Origin of the sequence: Selenomonas sp. ND2010, from assembly GCF_000702005.1 — a bacterium.
Classification (GTDB): domain Bacteria; phylum Bacillota; class Negativicutes; order Selenomonadales; family Selenomonadaceae; genus Selenomonas_A.
In genome coordinates this window covers 21,209-37,843 of the sequence record NZ_JNKI01000010.1, presented here as the reverse complement: position 1 = coordinate 37,843, position 16,635 = coordinate 21,209, and the positions used below count along the sequence as shown (strand labels likewise).

The following is a 16,635-nucleotide window of genomic DNA, read 5'->3' as shown; positions in this document are numbered from 1 at the left end:
GGTAAATGTTGACAATAATATGTATTTTGTGAGAGAATAGGACACGTGTCCTTAATTCTCACAGAGTACAAAGGAGAGAAAATCATGTACTTTATTATCAATGTTCTAGGCGTTTTGGTGTTTTTGGCAATTGGTGTTCTCTTGTCCAAAAAACGCAAAGAGATTCAGTGGCGCAGTGTAGGAGCTTTGCTTCTGCTCAACGTCTTTATGGCTTGGTTCCTCACGTCGTTCTCAATCGGTCGTGAAATTATCGTGGCAGCAGCTGCTGGCTTCAGCTGGCTCATCAGTGTTGCTTATGAAGGGATTGCGTTCGCATTCCCGGATTGGGTACATGTTCCGCAGATGAACTTCTTTACGGCAGCACTGCTGCCAATCCTGCTGGTTGTTCCGATGTTTGATATTCTTACCTACATCGGGGTACTGCCGTTTATCATCAAATGGGTCGGTAAAGGTTTGGCATTCATCACGCGTGAGCCGAAATTTGAATCCTTCTTTGCCATTGAGATGATGTTTTTGGGCAATACGGAAGCATTGGCAGTTTCCAGCCTCCAGCTCAAACGCATGAAGGCAGATCGCTGCCTGACGCTGGCTATGATGTCGATGAGCTGCATTACCGCTGCTATGGTCGGCATCTATACGCAGATGATGCCGGGTGAGTTCATCATCACGGCTATTCCTTTGAATGTTATCAACGCACTTATCGTTACGAACTTGTTGCATCCGGTTAAAATCTCCGAGGAAGAAGATACGGTCGCAACGGTTACGGAGGGTGGCAAAGAGCGCGAGCCGTTCTTCTCCTTCCTTGGCAACTCCATTCTGGGCGCTGGCCGCTTGATTCTGATTATCTGCGCTAACGTCATCGCATTCGTTGCACTGGCAAAACTCATTGATATGCTGCTGGTTCTCATTCATCCGGCAATTACGCTGGAGAACATCCTGGGCTGCATCATGTTCCCGTTTGCTTGGCTCCTGGGACTTGATTCTGCTGAGGCCTTCCAGTTGGCACAGTACATGGGAACGAAACTTGTCACGAACGAGTTCGTTGTCATGCTGAGTGTTCAGGATATCCTTGGACAGTTCAGCCGTCATATGCAGGGCGTCCTGACGGTATTCGTCACGTCCTTTGCAAATTTCTCTACCTTGGGTATGATCATCGGCTGCTTCAAAGGCATTGTCGATGATGATAAGAACGAACTGATTTCCCGTAACGTTGGCTACATGCTGCTTTCGGGTATTCTGGTTTCGCTGCTGTCGGCTGGAATTGCCGGCCTGTTCGTCTGGTAAGAACCAGAGAACCTAGACAGAATCGCTTCGTAGGGAAAAGCTCTGGCAACTCAAATTTGAGGTTGCTGGAGCTTTTTTTTATGGTGCGATAGGGGGGAGGAGGAAAATAAAACGGCTTTGCCGAATAGATAGAATATCCAATCTCTGGATAATGGGATATCATGGATAAAACAATAAGCAAATAGAGATATACTAGGGGGCGACAACATTGGATAGAAAACTTAAAGTTCTCATTACCGATGATTCAAAACTGTTGCGGAAAAAACTGCGCCAGGAGCTGGAGGCTCTGGACTGCGAGGTGTTGGAGGCAGAAAATGGCAAAGACGCTGTGATGTTGAATCTTCAAGAATCGATTGATTGCATATTCCTCGATATCGTTATGCCAGAAGTAGGTGGGATAGAGGCTCTGCAGGTGATTAAGGAAGTCAATCCAGATTTGCCGGTAGTTATGCTGTCTTCCGCGGGAACGCCGCAGAAGCTTATGACGACCTTGAAGATGGGAGCGATGGATTTTATTCAGAAGCCATACTCCAGCGACCAGATTAAGAAGACCATTGAGTCTGTCCGAAAGAAGGTCGCTGGCGATGAAAAGTAAGTATAACATTGCACAATGCTTGTTCAATGAAAAGCGCTATGGACCGGAAGAAATCCAATCCTTGCTTCAGCAGGAGGAAGCGGACGAAGGGGTAATCATGCATCGGTTGCCCGAGGTGAAACAAGTGGATGCTCGTCCTATCCGCACAGCAGTAAAATTGGCAGCTGCCGATGGCTATGATGATGAGCTGAACATCTACACTAAGTATGTGGAGCTGTTCATCGAAAAGATGGAGGAATTGACCCACACACTCAGCGTCGTGTCACAGGAACCTGTGACAACAGAGGAGATGTCGCCATCCTATGCCGTTTCGATTCGCGTGAGTGGTGATATCAATATTGTCGGTGGCGTTATCGCAGCGGAGTCGGTTTTTTTAGAAATGGCCCGCCGGTATAGTGGGGAAGAAATGGACCAGGTGGATGAGCTGGCTATTGACTGTTGCGAAGAGTTTCTCAATGTGGTTCTTGGCCTGTTTAGTATAGAGATGGCCAAAAGGGACTTGGAAGGTGATTTATATCCTCCTCGCTGGAAGAAGGATATCGTACCACAGGGGAGTCGTCAATTGCGCTTGCGTGTGTATACGGCATTTGGTTCGTTCCAAATCGTACTGGCTGTCGATGAGTTTTTTTGATATAATGGGAGCAGGGCAGCTGCTCCTATTTTTCTTTGATTAATATTTTTTCAAAAAAGTGTTGACATCTGGTTCAATACCTCGTATAATAGGTTCTGTTGTTGAGCGACATCGCCAACAGGAAAAATAAATAGCTTCTTTTGGTAGAGCATTGTGGAGAGTTGTCCGAGTGGTTGAAGGAGCACGCCTGGAAAGCGTGTATACGGTGAACGCTGTATCGAGAGTTCGAATCTCTCACTCTCCGCCATTTTTATATCCTTTTTTCGGATAGATTGCAGAAGAGGCAGAATTCTTTTTCAGGTCGGGCCATAGTGCTTTGGTCTTACGCAATGGAGTCCCACGAACCTCGTCAGGTCCGGAAGGAAGCAGCGATAAGAGGGTCGCTCCATGTGCCGTGAGGGTGCCTGGGGACTGTGGTCCGACGTGAAAAAGAACAGGGATAGCTGCAACAGCTATCCTTTTTTTGTATCGCGGATAATCGGGGGGAAGACAATTCATGGCTTATATTGCATTATATCGAAAATGGCGTCCAGGCAGTTTCAAAGATCTGGTCGGTCAGGAGCATATCAGCCGCACCTTGTCTAATGCGATCACATCGGGGAAGATTGGACATGCTTATTTGTTTTCTGGTCCGCGTGGTACTGGTAAGACTAGTACGGCAAAAATTTTGGCCAAGGCGCTGAATTGCGAGCATGGACCGACGCCGGATCCCTGTGGGGAATGTGCGCAGTGCCGCAAGATAAGCGATGGTTCCTCCATGGATGTGTTCGAAATCGATGCGGCATCGAACCGTGGTATTGATGAAATTCGCGATTTGCGAGAAACGGTAAAGTTTGCGCCTGTCGATGGGCGATATAAGATTTACATCATCGATGAGGTTCACATGCTGACCACTGAGGCATTCAATGCGTTATTAAAGACATTGGAAGAACCTCCTTCTCATGTGGTGTTTATCCTGGCGACGACAGAAGCGCATAAAGTTCCTGCTACGATACAGTCTCGTTGTCAGCGCTATGATTTCAAGCGCATCACCGTCGAGGAGATTCATGACCGCCTCCGTTATGTGGCCGACGAGATGAAGCTCGATGCGGAAGAGGAAGCCTTGACGATGATTGCCGTCCAAGCGGATGGCGGATTGCGCGATGCGCTTTCGATTCTTGATCAGTGTTCCGCGCTTTCGGAAGGGACGATTACCGCCGAGCGGGTGCGCCAGATATTAGGCCTGGTGGGACATGACTGGATTTATCGGATGACAAGAGCTTTGGCGGCACAAAAGGCCCAGGAAGTTTTGGAAGTTATTGCGGAACTCTTGCGGGATGGCAAGGATTTAAAACAGATTGTTGCGGAACTTTCGCTGCACCTGCGAAGCCTTATGATTTATCAGGCAGTAGGGACGGTCGCCAATATGGATCTCTATGCGGAGCAGGAGGATGTCTTAAAGGAACAATCCAGGCTGTTTTCTGCCGAGCAGGTCATGCGGATGATACGACGCCTTCATGAGGCAATGAATGAGATGAAATGGTCGCCGCAGCCGCGCATTACGGTGGAGGTTGCACTGCTCTCGCTTTGCCGGGAAGAGCCAGCTGTGTCGAGGCAGGACGAAAATTCGGCAGTAACGGCTGATGCTGAGCGGATTGCCCAGTTGGAGGCGAAATTGGCACAGGTTAGTGCTGCTTTAGCAGCTGGCGTTAAGGCGATGCCGGCTGCAGGGCCGGCACCTGTCCGCAGGAAAGGGGAAACTATGCGGACACAGCCGGCATCGACAGCAGCGCCGATGCCGGCACCAGCTCCGATACCTGTTCGTGCGGAGGATACGCAGGTTTGGAATACGCTGCTTCAGACCCTGAAAGATACGAATAAGATGCCGATCTTTGCTTGTGTCTCACAGGGAACCTTTGCGGGAATGACCGAGCGGCAGTTCTTTATTCAGTTCAAGGGGAGTCTGATGGCGTCGCTGACCATGCGTAACTATCGCACGCAGCTGGAGTCGCTGTTGCAGGAGATTACGGGAAGAGAGCTTCATCTTTCCTGCAGTGGTGAGGATCGTCCAATGACGCCGCCACCACGTCCGAAAAAGCAGCCGGCAGCTCCTGCGATAGAGGAGCCGGAGACGATTCCAGTGAATTTAAATCAGCTGCCACCGGAGGAACGGGCACCGCTGGAAAAAGCATTCAATTATTTTGGGGATCATGTAGTTGAAATCGAGGGAGAAAAATGACGGGGTTAGTAAAACAATTACAGGATAAAGAGGGCTTTTCGGAATCGGAAGCTATGATTGCAGATTATCTGTTGGCGAATTTTCGCATGTTGCCCGGCATGTCGACGCGCCAGTTGGCAAAGGAGACCTTTACCAGCTCAGCAGCTATTGTGCGGTTTAGCCAGAAGCTGGGATTTGGTGGTTACACGGAGTTCCGTGTCAAATTCCTGGCAGAAATGATGCAGTATGTGGAACGGCCGCATGGCAAAGAACTCATGATGACGGATCGCGATTCGGTTCATTCGATTCTCGATAAGGTGACCAGTATCGAGATTGATGCTTTGAAAGATACTCGCAGTATGCTGGAGCCTTCGGATTTTGTACGGGCATTGGCACTTCTCAATAAGACCGAGCATGTGGACTTTTACGCTACGGATAACAATCTGGATATTGCAAATATGGCAGCGTCCAGTTTTATCATGGCGAATAAATGCTCCACGGTCCATCCAGCTATGACCATGCAGTATTTGCAGGCCACCGGTTCTCCCAAAGAACATGTGGCGGTATTTATCAGCCGTACCGGCGAAAATCGCATGCTGCTCGATATCGGGCACCTGTTGAAACTGCGTGGCAATCCCATTATCGTTGTGACAGCATCCCCGCGTTCGAGTCTGGCTTCGGTAGCAGATGTGGTATTTCCAGTAGCAACGGTGAAATCCATGGAGGAACTTGGGCCACGGGTATTCCTTATGGGGGCAAAGTATGTCATGGATATCTTGTTTGCTGTCCTAATGACCCGGGTTGACTTTCACAGCGCCCGTCAGAAAGAACAATGGCTCAACAAACACTTCTATTATTAAGCAAAATAACTTCGGCCTTCTCCTTGATGGGAGTAGGCTTTTTTTGTATTCAACATGCGAAAAATAACAAAAATATCAGAATATATGTAATATATGTAACAGTGCTACAGGAGTAAAAGTCTTTTCTACGATGTTATGAATCAGTGTTTCGTATTGGTTTAACTTTATTGTTCCGTAATTGGCATCGTGTTATATTAGAATCACCTTAAGGGGAACGGGGGCTGCGCGCACAGCCCTAGGGTAAATCAAATTTGGAAAGAGGAAAAGAAAATGAGTAAACAAGAAATGTTCGATAAATTTATCGAATTCATGGGGGAGTTCGCTCAGATTCGTGCCGTAGCGGCCTTGCGTGATGGTTTCATCATGACGACGCCGTTCACAATCTGTGGTTCGGTGTTCCTGCTGCTGGCGAATCTGCCACTGCCAGGATATCCGGAGTTCATGGCTTCGATTTTTGGGACAGACTGGACGGCTCCACTCAATGCGGTTGCTGGTGGTACCTTCAGTGTCTTGGCGCTGATTGTTGTCCTGTCGATTACTTATAAATTTGTAGAAAATGAAGGCTGCGATGCAATCATGGCATCGATTCTGGCTCTTTCGACCTTTTTGATTTTGATGCCGCCGACGATTGTCAGCAAAGGTGGGGAAACCATCGGTGACATCATTCCGAAAGCTTGGGCAGGCAGTAATGGTGTCATTACCGCCATCTTTATTGCCTTCTTTGTATCCTATGTATTTTGCTATTGCGAAAAAAATCACATCGGCATCAAGATGCCGGATTCGGTTCCTTCCGGTGTCGCCAAAGCGTTTACCGCACTGGTACCAGGTATGATTTTTTTCACGTCCGCTTCGGTTCTCTATGGTCTTTGCCATTACATCGGGGCTACGACGCTGCCGGAACTTATCTTTAAAGTAATCCAGACGCCGCTGCAGGGCCTGTCCGATTCACTGGCTGGCGGTTCTATCATCGTGGGACTTCAGAGCATCCTGTTCTGGGCTGGTATTCATGGCCCGAATGTTGTCGGCGGTGTGGTAAGCCCGCTGCTCATTGCCAATTCTTTGGATAATCAGCACCTTATCGATGCTGGTATGAGTTTGGTGAACAATCCACAGGCAAAAATCTTCACTTGCCAGATCAATGATGTATTCGTAAAGAGTGGCGGCTGCGGCCTGACGCTGGGACTTTTGTTGGCTGGTATTTTCACGGCACGTTCCCAGCAGCTCAAATCGCTGATGAAGATGGCGTTTGTCCCGGGTCTCTTTAACATCAATGAGCCGATTATTTTCGGTCTGCCAATCGTGTTCAACCCGTACCTTTTGGTACCGTTTGTCATTGTTCCGCTGATTGCGATGTTTGTTACGTACTTTGCTATCACGACGGGCTTTATGGCTCCGTTCACGGCTGTTCAGGTACCTTGGACGACACCGCCGATTATTGCGGGCTTCCTGCTCGATGGCTGGCAGGGTGCAGTGGTTCAGATTGTAAACCTCGCTATCGCTACGGCAATCTACTTCCCGTTCCTCAAAGCGCAGGATAACGCCTTCCTCAAAGAGGAAATGGGCGACATGGAAGAAGCAAAACCGGAAGCAGATTCCGTAAAAGCTGAGATGCAGTCGGCTGCAGAACATTAATTCAAATTTTTAGGAAGTATCGAGAAAAGGGGAAAATGATGATGATTAGCAAGAGAAAAGCAACAGCAATGATTCTCGGTCTTACGATGGGGATTTCGGGTACGGCGATGGCAGCACCTAACGATGATACGGATATCAACGCCCGTATCGCAGCGCTGGAAGCACAGCAGCAGAAGCTTTCCAAGCAGCTCAATGCACTGAAAAAAGAGAATGCCAAGCTCAAACGGACGGAAAAAGTCGCAAACAGCAATAAAGCAGCAATCAAGAATCTCAAAGATGCCCAGAACCGCATCCAGATTAATGGTTTCGGACGTGTGGCTTGGGATAACGACAATATCAACGATTATGCAAACCGCAATGATTTCCGCCGCTCGTATCTTGACCTTGAAGGCAAGTATAAAGTCAATGACCGCTGGAACGTAAACTTCCAGGCAGAAACGGCTCAGCGCTATGCGAAATATGTAACGGCTGATAAAAATTCGGCTCTTTACCATCCGAAAGATGCCGACCACAAATACGATAATGAGCATGGCACCATCCAGCGTGTCTGGGCAGAGGGCTCTATTGGAAAACTTAATGTGGATGTTGGCCGCAGATGGCGCTTCTTGGGATATAACTTCGCTTTCTTCGGTAATGAGTGCGATGGTGTAATGCTCAGTTCGGCAATTCCAAAATCCAATCTGACGGCTAAGGCATTCTATCTGACGCCGACTGATCGTGGATATCATTTCAGCTTCGGCGGTGTTGGTCTCGAAGGCCGTGTGGGCCATGGCTTAGAGATGCGCGTGGCTTATGGCAAACCAAATGTTGACCGTAATGAAGTTTTGGGCGACAACTATTATGATGTAAGCACCACAAAAGATGCGGATCATACATTGCCAGCAGGTAAGGATTCAGCAGGTAAGGATTTGTATGCTGCTGAACGTCCGAATACAATCGGTTCGCAGGCGTTCCTCATTGGTGCCATGTGGAATCCAATGAAGAATATCTTCTTCCTCGGTGATTATGTCCATACGAATCGTGAGCGCAGAAATTATAAAGGAATGCGCTTTGATGGCAGAGATACTTATGCAATCCAGCTGAATTACCGTTGGCCGGATCTCAATAGCCCGGGTTCGTTCCAGCTTTATTCCCGCTATTTCAACTATCCGAAAAATGAAAATGACCTTGTGGGTGTTTTCGGCGATAAGCAGGATGGCGCTTTCCATTCTGGCAATCGCGGTTGGGTATTTGGCTTTAAGTACGTACCGGCTAAGAATATTGAGTGGGATACGTTCTACATGAAAGCGAATGCCACGAAGATGGTTTGGGGTGCAGGCCGTGGTGAGGCTTATCATCATAATATGCTTCGTACCCGTGTTGATTTCCATTTCTAATTTAACAATAAACAGTTTTCTTGGGGAAAGAATTGAAAAGGAGAATTTATTATGAAAAAGATTGTTTTACTTTGCGCTTCGGGAATGTCCACCAGCATGCTGGTAAAGAAAATGCAGGAAGCTGCCGCTGCGGCTTCTTATGATTGCTCCATCGATGCCTTTTCGGCATCGGAGGCAGCAACGAAGGCGGCGGATGCGGATTGTGTCCTCCTCGGACCACAGATTCGTTTCCAGAAAAATAAGATTGCCGAGCAGATTCCAGGCATTCCGGTTGACGCCATCGACATGCGCATGTATGGCCGTATGGACGGCAAAGGAGCCCTTGAATTCGCCCGCAAATTGATGAACGACTAAGGAGTATTGTTTTTTATGGAAGGTTTAGAACTCACTGCATTTCAGATTATCTCAGCTGTTGGTACGGCGCGCAGCTGTTATATTGAAGCCATTCAGGAAGCCAAAAAGAGCAACTATGAAGCGGCTGAAAAACTTATCGCCGAAGGCGACGAGGCCTTTGTGGAAGGCCATGATGCGCATGCAGGACTCCTCCAGAAGGAAGCTTCTGGTGAAGGTGGCAACATCAATCTGCTGATTCTTCATGCTGAGGACCAGCTCATGAGCGCGGAAGGCTTTAAGACTATTGCATTGGAATTCATCGAGGTATACAAACGCTTCGATGAAAAGAAGTAAGGAGGATACCAATCATGAGTTTTCCAAAAGGTTTCCTCTGGGGCGGCGCTGTGGCTGCCCATCAGCTCGAAGGTGGCTGGAAAGAAGGCGGTAAAGGCATCAGCGTTGCGGATGTCATGACGGTCGGTGGTCCGGGCAAACCGCGTGAGATTACCGATGGTGTTTTGCCGGGCAAGATTTATCCGAATCACGAGGCTATCGAATTCTATTCCCATTACAAGGAAGATATTGCCCTGCTGGCAAAGCTCGGCTTCAAATGTTTCCGCACGAGCATTGCCTGGACGCGTATTTTCCCAAATGGTGATGAATTGGAACCCAATGAGGAAGGCCTCAAGTTCTATGATGACCTCTTCGATGAGATGCATAAGTATGGCATGGAGCCGGTAATTACGCTTTCGCATTTCGAAATGCCTTATCATCTCGTTACCGAGTACGGCGGCTGGCGTAATCGCAAGCTCGTGGATATGTTTGTCCGCTTTGCTGTTACGTGCTTTGAGCGCTATAAGGATAAAGTAAAATACTGGATGACCTTCAATGAGATCAATAACCAGCGCAATGTAAACGAGACTTTTGCACCGTTTACCAACTCTGGGGTTATCTATAAGGACGGCGAAGACCGTTATAAGGTCCTTTATCAGGTTGCACATCATGAGCTGGTGGCGTCGGCAAAGGCCGTTATTGAAGGCCATAAAATCAATCCGGACTTCCAGATTGGCTGCATGCTGGCCATGTCACCGTCCTATCCTGCGACTTGCAAACCACTGGACCAGATTGCAGCCCTAAAAGAAATGGATCGCACTTTTTATTACAGCGATGTGCAGTGCCGTGGCCATTATCCGCAGTACATACTGAAGGAATGGGAACTTCATGGTTACGACATCAAGATGGAAGACGGCGATCTGGCTGCTCTGGAAGAGGGCAAGGTGGATTATTTCGCGCTGTCCTACTACATGAGTTTTGTCAGTGAGTATGACGAAAATAGCCGTCATCTGGCCAAGGAAATCCCCAATCAGTATGTCAAAGCTTCGGATTGGGGCTGGCAGATCGATCCGGTTGGCCTGCGCTATATGCTCAATGTGCTTTCCGAGCGCTATGAGCTGCCGATGATGATTGTCGAAAACGGTATTGGCTTGCATGAGGCGCCGGATGCATCGGGGATGGTACAGGACGACGAGCGCATTAAATATTTCGCGGAGCATATCGCCCAGATGAAAAAAGCGATCGAAGAAGATGGTGTGACGCTGATGGGCTACTGCCCATGGGGACCCATCGATCTCGTTTCGGCTAGCACCGGTGAGATGGAGAAGCGTTATGGCTTTATCTATGTCGACAAGAACAACAAAGGGGAAGGCACGTTAAAACGCAGTCCGAAAAAATCCTTCTATTGGTATCAGAAAGTTATCAATAGCAATGGTGAGGATTTGTCGTATTGATTTCGATGGGGGTGACCGGTCAACTTGACCGGTCAATTCATAGCAAAGAATAGGGAGGAAGTAAAATGATGGATATTCGCAAGAAAGCATTGGCTGCTGCCGTTATGATGGCGCTGGCTGTACCAGTTTCGGTTACGATGGATATGGCTGCTCCGTCGATGGCGGCCGCTGCACCGGCTACGGAGACGAAAGCCAGCGATGCTTTTTCGGTTGACTTGACGAAGGGCGAAAATGCTCTGTTTGAAGCTTCCAATGGCTGGACTAACGGTATGCCGTTCAACTGCTTCTGGCATAAAGAAAACGTGACATTTGAAGATGGCGCGTTGCAGTTGACCGTGGATGAGTCGCCAAATCCGGCTGCGGATAAAGTCCCGTATGCCGGTGGTGAGTATCGCAGTAAAGCAACCTATGGCTATGGGCGCTATGAAGTAGTCATGAAGGCTATGAAGAATGACGGCGTTGTTTCTTCTTTCTTCACGTATACCGGCCCCTATGATGGCGACCCATGGGATGAGATTGACTTCGAGGTCTTGGGAAAAGACACCACGAAAGTACAGCTCAATTACTTCCGCAATGGCAAAGGCGGTCATGAGAAGATGATTGACCTTGGCTTTGATGCATCGGAGGATTTTCATACGTACGCATTTGAGTGGCACAAGAACTCCATCATTTGGTTTGTCGATGGCAAAGAAGTATTCCGCCGCGAAAATGAAGATCTGCCAGTCACAAAACAGAAAATCATGATGAATGCTTGGAACGGTAAGGGCGTAGATGAATGGCTTAAACCGTTTAACGATTCGAATCTGCCGATTACCGCGGAGTACAAGTCCATCAAATACACGCCGTTTGCAGAATAATAAGGAGCTGAGATATCATGCAGAGCAAGAAAAGACTGTGCCGGATGGTTTTGGCAGGCATTGCCATGCTGGGTACTTGTGGAGCGGCATCTTTGACGGAAGCTGCAGATGCGGGCATGCATGTAGACCAGGTAGGTTACCTCACAGGTCATGAAAAGACCGCTATGGTAACGGATTCCGGTGAAAATTCCTTTAAACTCGTGGATGCTAAGACCGATAAAGTCGTATATAAAGGCAATCTTTCGGCTGCTAAAGCCGATGCTTTGTCGGAAGAAACGCTGCAGCGGGCTGACTTCACGATCTTCAACACGCCGGGAACGTATAAACTGAAAGTGGGAAACCGCGAGTCTTATCCGTTTGCAATCGGGGATAATGTCTATGCAGTTCAAGCTGTACAGACGCTGCGTTCCTATACGCTGAGCCGCAGTGGAACGCCAATCAACGATAAAGATATCACAGGCCTTAAGGTTAAAAATGGTCATGCACAGGATAAACAGGCAAAAGTGTATTTTACCGATAAGCTGAACAAGAAGGGCGATATCGTGGATGTATCGGGCGGCTGGTATGATGCTGGTGATTATGGCAAATATACCACCACAGCTGGCATTGCTGCGGCTGAACTTCTGTTGGCTTATGAGGCGCATCCCGATCACTTTACGAAGGGGCAGCTGTTGTTCCCCGAGGGCATCCAATACGATAAAAATTTGCCCGACGCGCTCAACGAAGTAAAATATGAGTTCGATTTTATGAAGAAGATGATGCGTAAGGACGGCAGCACTTTCCATAAGGTTGCTGGTGCCCAGTGGCCGGGCTTTGACAAGAGCCCGGATTCGGATACGCAGGAGCGGTTCCTTTATGGCAATTGCACGGCCAGCACTGCCATGTATGGCGCGAGCCTGGCAATCGGCGCACGTGTCTATCGCGACCTCGATGCCGATTATGCGAAACAGCTGCAGAAGGATGCCAATAAAGTTTGGAGTTACCTTTCCAAGACGAAGGAATCGATCTATCGGGTAGATGAAGGTCAGGAGAGTGGTTCTGGCCCGTATGATGATAAGAATGATATCCAGGAACGCTTGTGGATGGCTGCAGAAATGTTCCGTACCACCGGCGACAAAAAGTATGAGAAATACCTCAAGGCAAATAAAGCAGAGCTCACTAAGGCTCCAGGTTTTTTCACCTGGGATAATACCTTGGCCTTGGCTCAGTTTGCCTATGCTATGTCGAAAAATGCCGATGCCGGATTGCAGGCGGAGGTAAAGAAAACCTATCTTGCTTATGCTGACTTTATCGCCGATAAGATTTCCAAAGATGGTTTTGGCTGCGCGCTGTCAAAAGATGAGTACACTTGGGCTTCAACCAAAAATGCGATGACCCAGGGAGATATGCTCCTGATGGCTTACCAGCTGGAGCCGAAACAGGCATATATTGAAGGTGCATTGTCGCAGATTCATTATATGTTTGGGCGTAACTCTCTCGACAAGAGCTTTTTGACGGGAGCTGGTTCCAATCCGCCGGAGCATCCGCACAATCGCATCCATGAGAGTACGGGAGCCTATGTACCAGGACTTCTGGTCGGTGGACCGAATGCGGTTTCGGGAGGCGATCCGGATCAGACGGCATATCTTGCCAGCAAACATGTGCCGACAGCTAAATCCTATCTTGACGTTTTGACGTCCTGGTCTACGAATGAGTATGCGATTGATTACACGGGAACGGCAGCTTATGCTCTGGCATGGTTTGCCAAACCGGTGGATTTCACAGCATCTCAGATAAAACTTTCGCGCGCTTTCCCCAGCGTGACGAAGTGAAACTCTCTTTTTCTATGATCCTTTTCAAGTATCACTGGAAGACTGTTTGAAAAAATCCCTCTGTTTTAGCAGAGGGATTTTTTCGTTGACGTTGGCACATAATTTTGATACGCTATGATAGGTAATAAATATGAATTCACATATACGAGAGGAGCAATAACATGTTTGGTGGAATGGGCAACATGGGGCAAATGGCCGGCATGATGAAAAAAGTCCAGAAAATGCAGAACGAAATGAAAAAAATGCAGGACGAGCTGAAACGCAAGACTGTTGATGTAACAGCTGGCGGCGGCGCTGTCAAAATCGTCATGAATGGCGAAAAGCAGGTCCAGTCCCTGACCATTGATCCGGCAGCTGTAGATCCGGAAGATGTTGAGATGCTGCAGGACCTTATTTCGGCAGCTTTCAATGAAGCTATCAAGAAAGTAGACGATATGATGGCTTCGGAAATGGGCAAGCTTACGAGCGGTCTTGGCTTGCCGCCGGGGATGTTCTAATCGTGCAGTATATTGCACCTTTAGCAAAATTGATCGAGCACTTTCGCGCACTGCCGGGGATTGGAAACAAGACGGCAGTGCGTCTTGCTTATCATGTGCTCGATATGGATGTAGATAAGGCAAAGGCGCTCGCGGCAGCAATCGTGGATGCGAAGGAAAAGATTGGCTACTGCAATACCTGCTTTAACTTGAGTGATGCGAATCCCTGTGCAATCTGTGGCAGTGACCAGCGGGACCATTCCGTGATTTGTGTCGTTGAGCAGCCGCAGGATGTCGCAGCTATGGAGCGCATGCGTGATTATCACGGTGTCTACCATGTACTTCATGGAGCCCTTTCGCCTTTGGAGGGGATTGGTCCTGAGCAGATTCGCATCAAGGAATTGTTGAATCGTCTGGCCGATGATACCGTAAAAGAGGTCATCATGGCAACAAATCCCAATGTCGAGGGAGAGGCGACGGCAATGTATATTGCCAAATTAGTAAAGCCTATGGGCCTAAAAGTGACACGCATCGCGCATGGTCTGCCAATCGGTGGCGATCTTGAGTATGCAGATGAAGTGACACTGTCCAAGGCAATGGAGAACCGGAGGGAAATCTAATGGAAATTGTTGCAGCCTTTGCAGTAGGCTTGATCGTTTTGTGCCTTATTGGCAAAATCGTCGCACTGCCGATGAAGCTGCTTTGGAAGATGATTACGAACAGCCTGGTGGGCGTTGTGTTGCTATGGGTGGTCAACTTGTTTGGCGCTGGTGTGAAAATCACCTTTTTAAAAGCACTCATAGCTGGTGTATTAGGTGTGCCGGGCGTCATTATCGTATTATTGATGAAATGAAAATCAGCCGCTTTGCTGTCAAAGCAATGGCGGCTGATTTTTTGCAGAAAAATATCTGAAAAAACTGATGTTTACAAATTCATGTTTTTTTTGCTAAAATGAAAAAAGGGTATACGAATTCGTTGTCATTCGGGAGGGGATAGTATGAGAACGCATGGAAGTTGGCGGCGCTATGCTGTGCTTTCATTGGCCATAGGTTTATCGCTCGCGGGGAACAGTCATGGGGCCTTGGCTGCTGCACGGCCGGCGTTACCTGCCGGCACGCAGGATCAGATAGTCGGTCCTTCGGCTGCTCAGGCGGCGGAGCGTCTGCGTGAGGCGATGGAATGGGAACGTGTACAGGAGCAGATTGCCGAGGATGAAAAAAAACGGCATCAAACCGTTGAGCAGCAGGGAAAGGATGAAACTGCAGAAACCTCTGCGGCAGTGAAATTTGTCTTAAAGAAGGTTTTACACGATTCATCGGCTGTGCTTCCCGAGGAAGAAATCCAGAAGATTACGGCGGATTATCTCGATAAAGAAATCGAGATCAAGGATTTGCAGGAAATGGCCGAAAAAATCACGACGCTCTATCGGGAAAAGGGGTATGTGACCTGTCGGGCTGTTATTCCACCGCAGCGCATCCATGATGGCGTGGTGCGTGTGCAGCTCGTTGAGGGGCGTACGGGAACCATACGCATGGAGGGCAACAAAAATACAAAGGAAGGCTATATCCGCAAGCGGCTCAGTTTGACGCCAGGAGCTGTCGATAATATTGAGACGCTGAATCGCGAGTTGCAATGGTTTCATGGTACCAACGATGTTCAGCTGCGGCTTGTCATGAAACCGGGGACAGCTGAGGGGACGACTGATTATGATATTTTGGTTTTTGAGCCACCACGGCAAAACCTGATCAGTTACAGTGATAACAACGGCTATAAGAGCAGTGGCAGGTGGCGCAATGGGCTTTTCTATACCAATCGCAGCTTGACTGGTATCCGTGATACGCTGCGTGTCAATTATATGCGGAGCCGGGGGTCTGACATGTGGGGGCTTAACTACTCCATTCCGGTATCGCCGCGTGGCGTTCGGCTCGATGTGGAGTATACTGGTTCGCAATCGGACATCAAAAAGGGAGAACTTCAGGCGCTGGGAGTCGAGGGAAAGGCCAGCTCCTATGGTATGACCGTGCGCGTGCCGCTGAAGGTCGAACCGGACCGCCGCTATGAGGCCGGATTGCAGCTGGTACATCAATCCTCCAAAACAGATCTGGGGCATGGAAATAAGGTTTCCTGGCTGGATGATTCGTTGATGCGGTACATTCCTTATATTTCTTTTACGCATTACGGACATACATCAGTCGTTTATCATAAACATTCGCTTCTGCGGGTCAGCGGCGATGATTCTGTCTACCATGAGGATTACAGCGGCACGCTTTATCGGCTGGCATCCTTTTATCAAAAGCGCTATACGCATGGGCAGTATATACAAGGGCGATTGGATATTCAGCAGACCAGCAGCAATCAGCTGGCATCGGCAGACCGATTCTTTATCGGCGGTGCGAACACGGTGCGGGGGTATGAAGAGAGTTTTATCGGCGGGGAAAAGGGGCTGGTTATGAGTATGGAATACCATGTTCCCTGCGGTAAATCGCATCGCTATGATCCGTTTGCGTTCCTTGACTTTGGCACGGTGAGCGGCGAGACAGCGCCAGATGACAAAAGCCTCATAAGCATTGGCCTTGGCACAAGCTATCATTATCGGCGGACCAACAGCTCGTTGACGCTGGGCATCCCCTTCAAGCGGGAACTGAACAACCAGCATGTTGATGCCGTGCGGCTCAATTTAACGGTGACGACAACATTTTAAAGATTGAAGGAAAGAACAGTTACACAAAATGTGTGACTGTTCTTTTTTCAAATAAGCAGGAAAAACACGGTGTTTTATTTAATAAATAGCAAATA

At 48.5% G+C, this 16,635-nt stretch carries 16 protein-coding genes and 1 tRNA gene; all 17 read left to right on the top strand.

What is annotated here, in order from left to right; all coding sequences use genetic code 11:
- The first annotated feature begins 84 nt into the window (after window positions 1-84).
- The gene (locus T504_RS0104955) at window positions 85-1,284 is read left to right on the top strand and encodes a NupC/NupG family nucleoside CNT transporter (RefSeq protein ID WP_033169960.1); all 1,200 of its coding nucleotides are present in this window, start codon (window positions 85-87) and stop codon (window positions 1,282-1,284) included.
- Window positions 1,285-1,492: 208 nt separating this feature from the next.
- Entirely contained in the window at window positions 1,493-1,879 is a 387-nt protein-coding gene (locus T504_RS0104950) for a response regulator (protein WP_033169959.1), read from the top strand.
- Window positions 1,869-2,510, top strand: a complete 642-nt coding sequence (locus T504_RS0104945) for a hypothetical protein (protein ID WP_033169958.1) — start codon at window positions 1,869-1,871, stop codon at window positions 2,508-2,510. The genes T504_RS0104950 and T504_RS0104945 overlap by 11 nt, the downstream gene beginning before the upstream one ends.
- A 155-nt stretch (window positions 2,511-2,665) precedes the next feature.
- A tRNA-Ser gene (locus tag T504_RS0104940) sits at window positions 2,666-2,757 on the top strand.
- A 249-nt stretch (window positions 2,758-3,006) separates the two neighbouring features.
- Complete coding sequence (dnaX, locus tag T504_RS0104935; protein ID WP_033169957.1) at window positions 3,007-4,728, top strand: DNA polymerase III subunit gamma/tau; 1,722 nt, start codon at window positions 3,007-3,009, stop codon at window positions 4,726-4,728.
- On the top strand, window positions 4,725-5,567 hold the full coding sequence (locus T504_RS0104930) for a MurR/RpiR family transcriptional regulator (protein WP_033169956.1): 843 nt from the start codon (window positions 4,725-4,727) through the stop codon (window positions 5,565-5,567). The genes dnaX and T504_RS0104930 overlap by 4 nt, the downstream gene beginning before the upstream one ends.
- Window positions 5,568-5,837: 270 nt before the next feature.
- Window positions 5,838-7,199: a PTS sugar transporter subunit IIC gene (locus T504_RS0104925; protein ID WP_033169955.1), complete on the top strand. Its 1,362-nt coding sequence runs from the start codon at window positions 5,838-5,840 to the stop codon at window positions 7,197-7,199.
- Between the two features lie 41 nt (window positions 7,200-7,240).
- On the top strand, window positions 7,241-8,575 hold the full coding sequence (locus tag T504_RS0104920; protein ID WP_033170016.1) for a hypothetical protein: 1,335 nt from the start codon (window positions 7,241-7,243) through the stop codon (window positions 8,573-8,575).
- Window positions 8,576-8,626: 51 nt separating this feature from the next.
- Entirely contained in the window at window positions 8,627-8,929 is a 303-nt protein-coding gene (locus T504_RS0104915) for a PTS sugar transporter subunit IIB (protein ID WP_033169954.1), read from the top strand.
- A gap of 15 nt (window positions 8,930-8,944) precedes the next feature.
- The gene (locus tag T504_RS0104910; protein ID WP_033169953.1) at window positions 8,945-9,262 is read left to right on the top strand and encodes a PTS lactose/cellobiose transporter subunit IIA; all 318 of its coding nucleotides are present in this window, start codon (window positions 8,945-8,947) and stop codon (window positions 9,260-9,262) included.
- A 14-nt stretch (window positions 9,263-9,276) separates the two neighbouring features.
- A complete protein-coding gene (locus T504_RS0104905) occupies window positions 9,277-10,695 on the top strand; it encodes a 6-phospho-beta-glucosidase (protein WP_033169952.1) in 1,419 nt (472 codons plus the stop codon).
- A gap of 65 nt (window positions 10,696-10,760) precedes the next feature.
- On the top strand, window positions 10,761-11,552 hold the full coding sequence (locus T504_RS0104900) for a beta-glucanase (protein ID WP_231473859.1): 792 nt from the start codon (window positions 10,761-10,763) through the stop codon (window positions 11,550-11,552).
- 17 nt (window positions 11,553-11,569) lie between these two features.
- Window positions 11,570-13,363 carry a glycoside hydrolase family 9 protein gene (locus T504_RS0104895; RefSeq protein ID WP_033169951.1) on the top strand — a complete coding sequence of 598 codons (1,794 nt, stop codon included), beginning with the start codon at window positions 11,570-11,572 and terminating at the stop codon, window positions 13,361-13,363.
- A 161-nt stretch (window positions 13,364-13,524) separates the two neighbouring features.
- Entirely contained in the window at window positions 13,525-13,860 is a 336-nt protein-coding gene (locus T504_RS0104890; RefSeq protein WP_033169950.1) for a YbaB/EbfC family nucleoid-associated protein, read from the top strand.
- A gap of 2 nt (window positions 13,861-13,862) precedes the next feature.
- Window positions 13,863-14,459 carry a recombination mediator RecR gene (recR, locus tag T504_RS0104885; RefSeq protein WP_033169949.1) on the top strand — a complete coding sequence of 199 codons (597 nt, stop codon included), beginning with the start codon at window positions 13,863-13,865 and terminating at the stop codon, window positions 14,457-14,459.
- Complete coding sequence (locus tag T504_RS0104880; protein WP_033169948.1) at window positions 14,459-14,692, top strand: pro-sigmaK processing inhibitor BofA family protein; 234 nt, start codon at window positions 14,459-14,461, stop codon at window positions 14,690-14,692. Before recR ends, T504_RS0104880 begins: the two co-directional genes overlap by 1 nt.
- A 144-nt stretch (window positions 14,693-14,836) precedes the next feature.
- A complete protein-coding gene (locus tag T504_RS0104875) occupies window positions 14,837-16,540 on the top strand; it encodes a ShlB/FhaC/HecB family hemolysin secretion/activation protein (RefSeq protein WP_033169947.1) in 1,704 nt (567 codons plus the stop codon).
- Window positions 16,541-16,635: the final 95 nt, after the last annotated feature.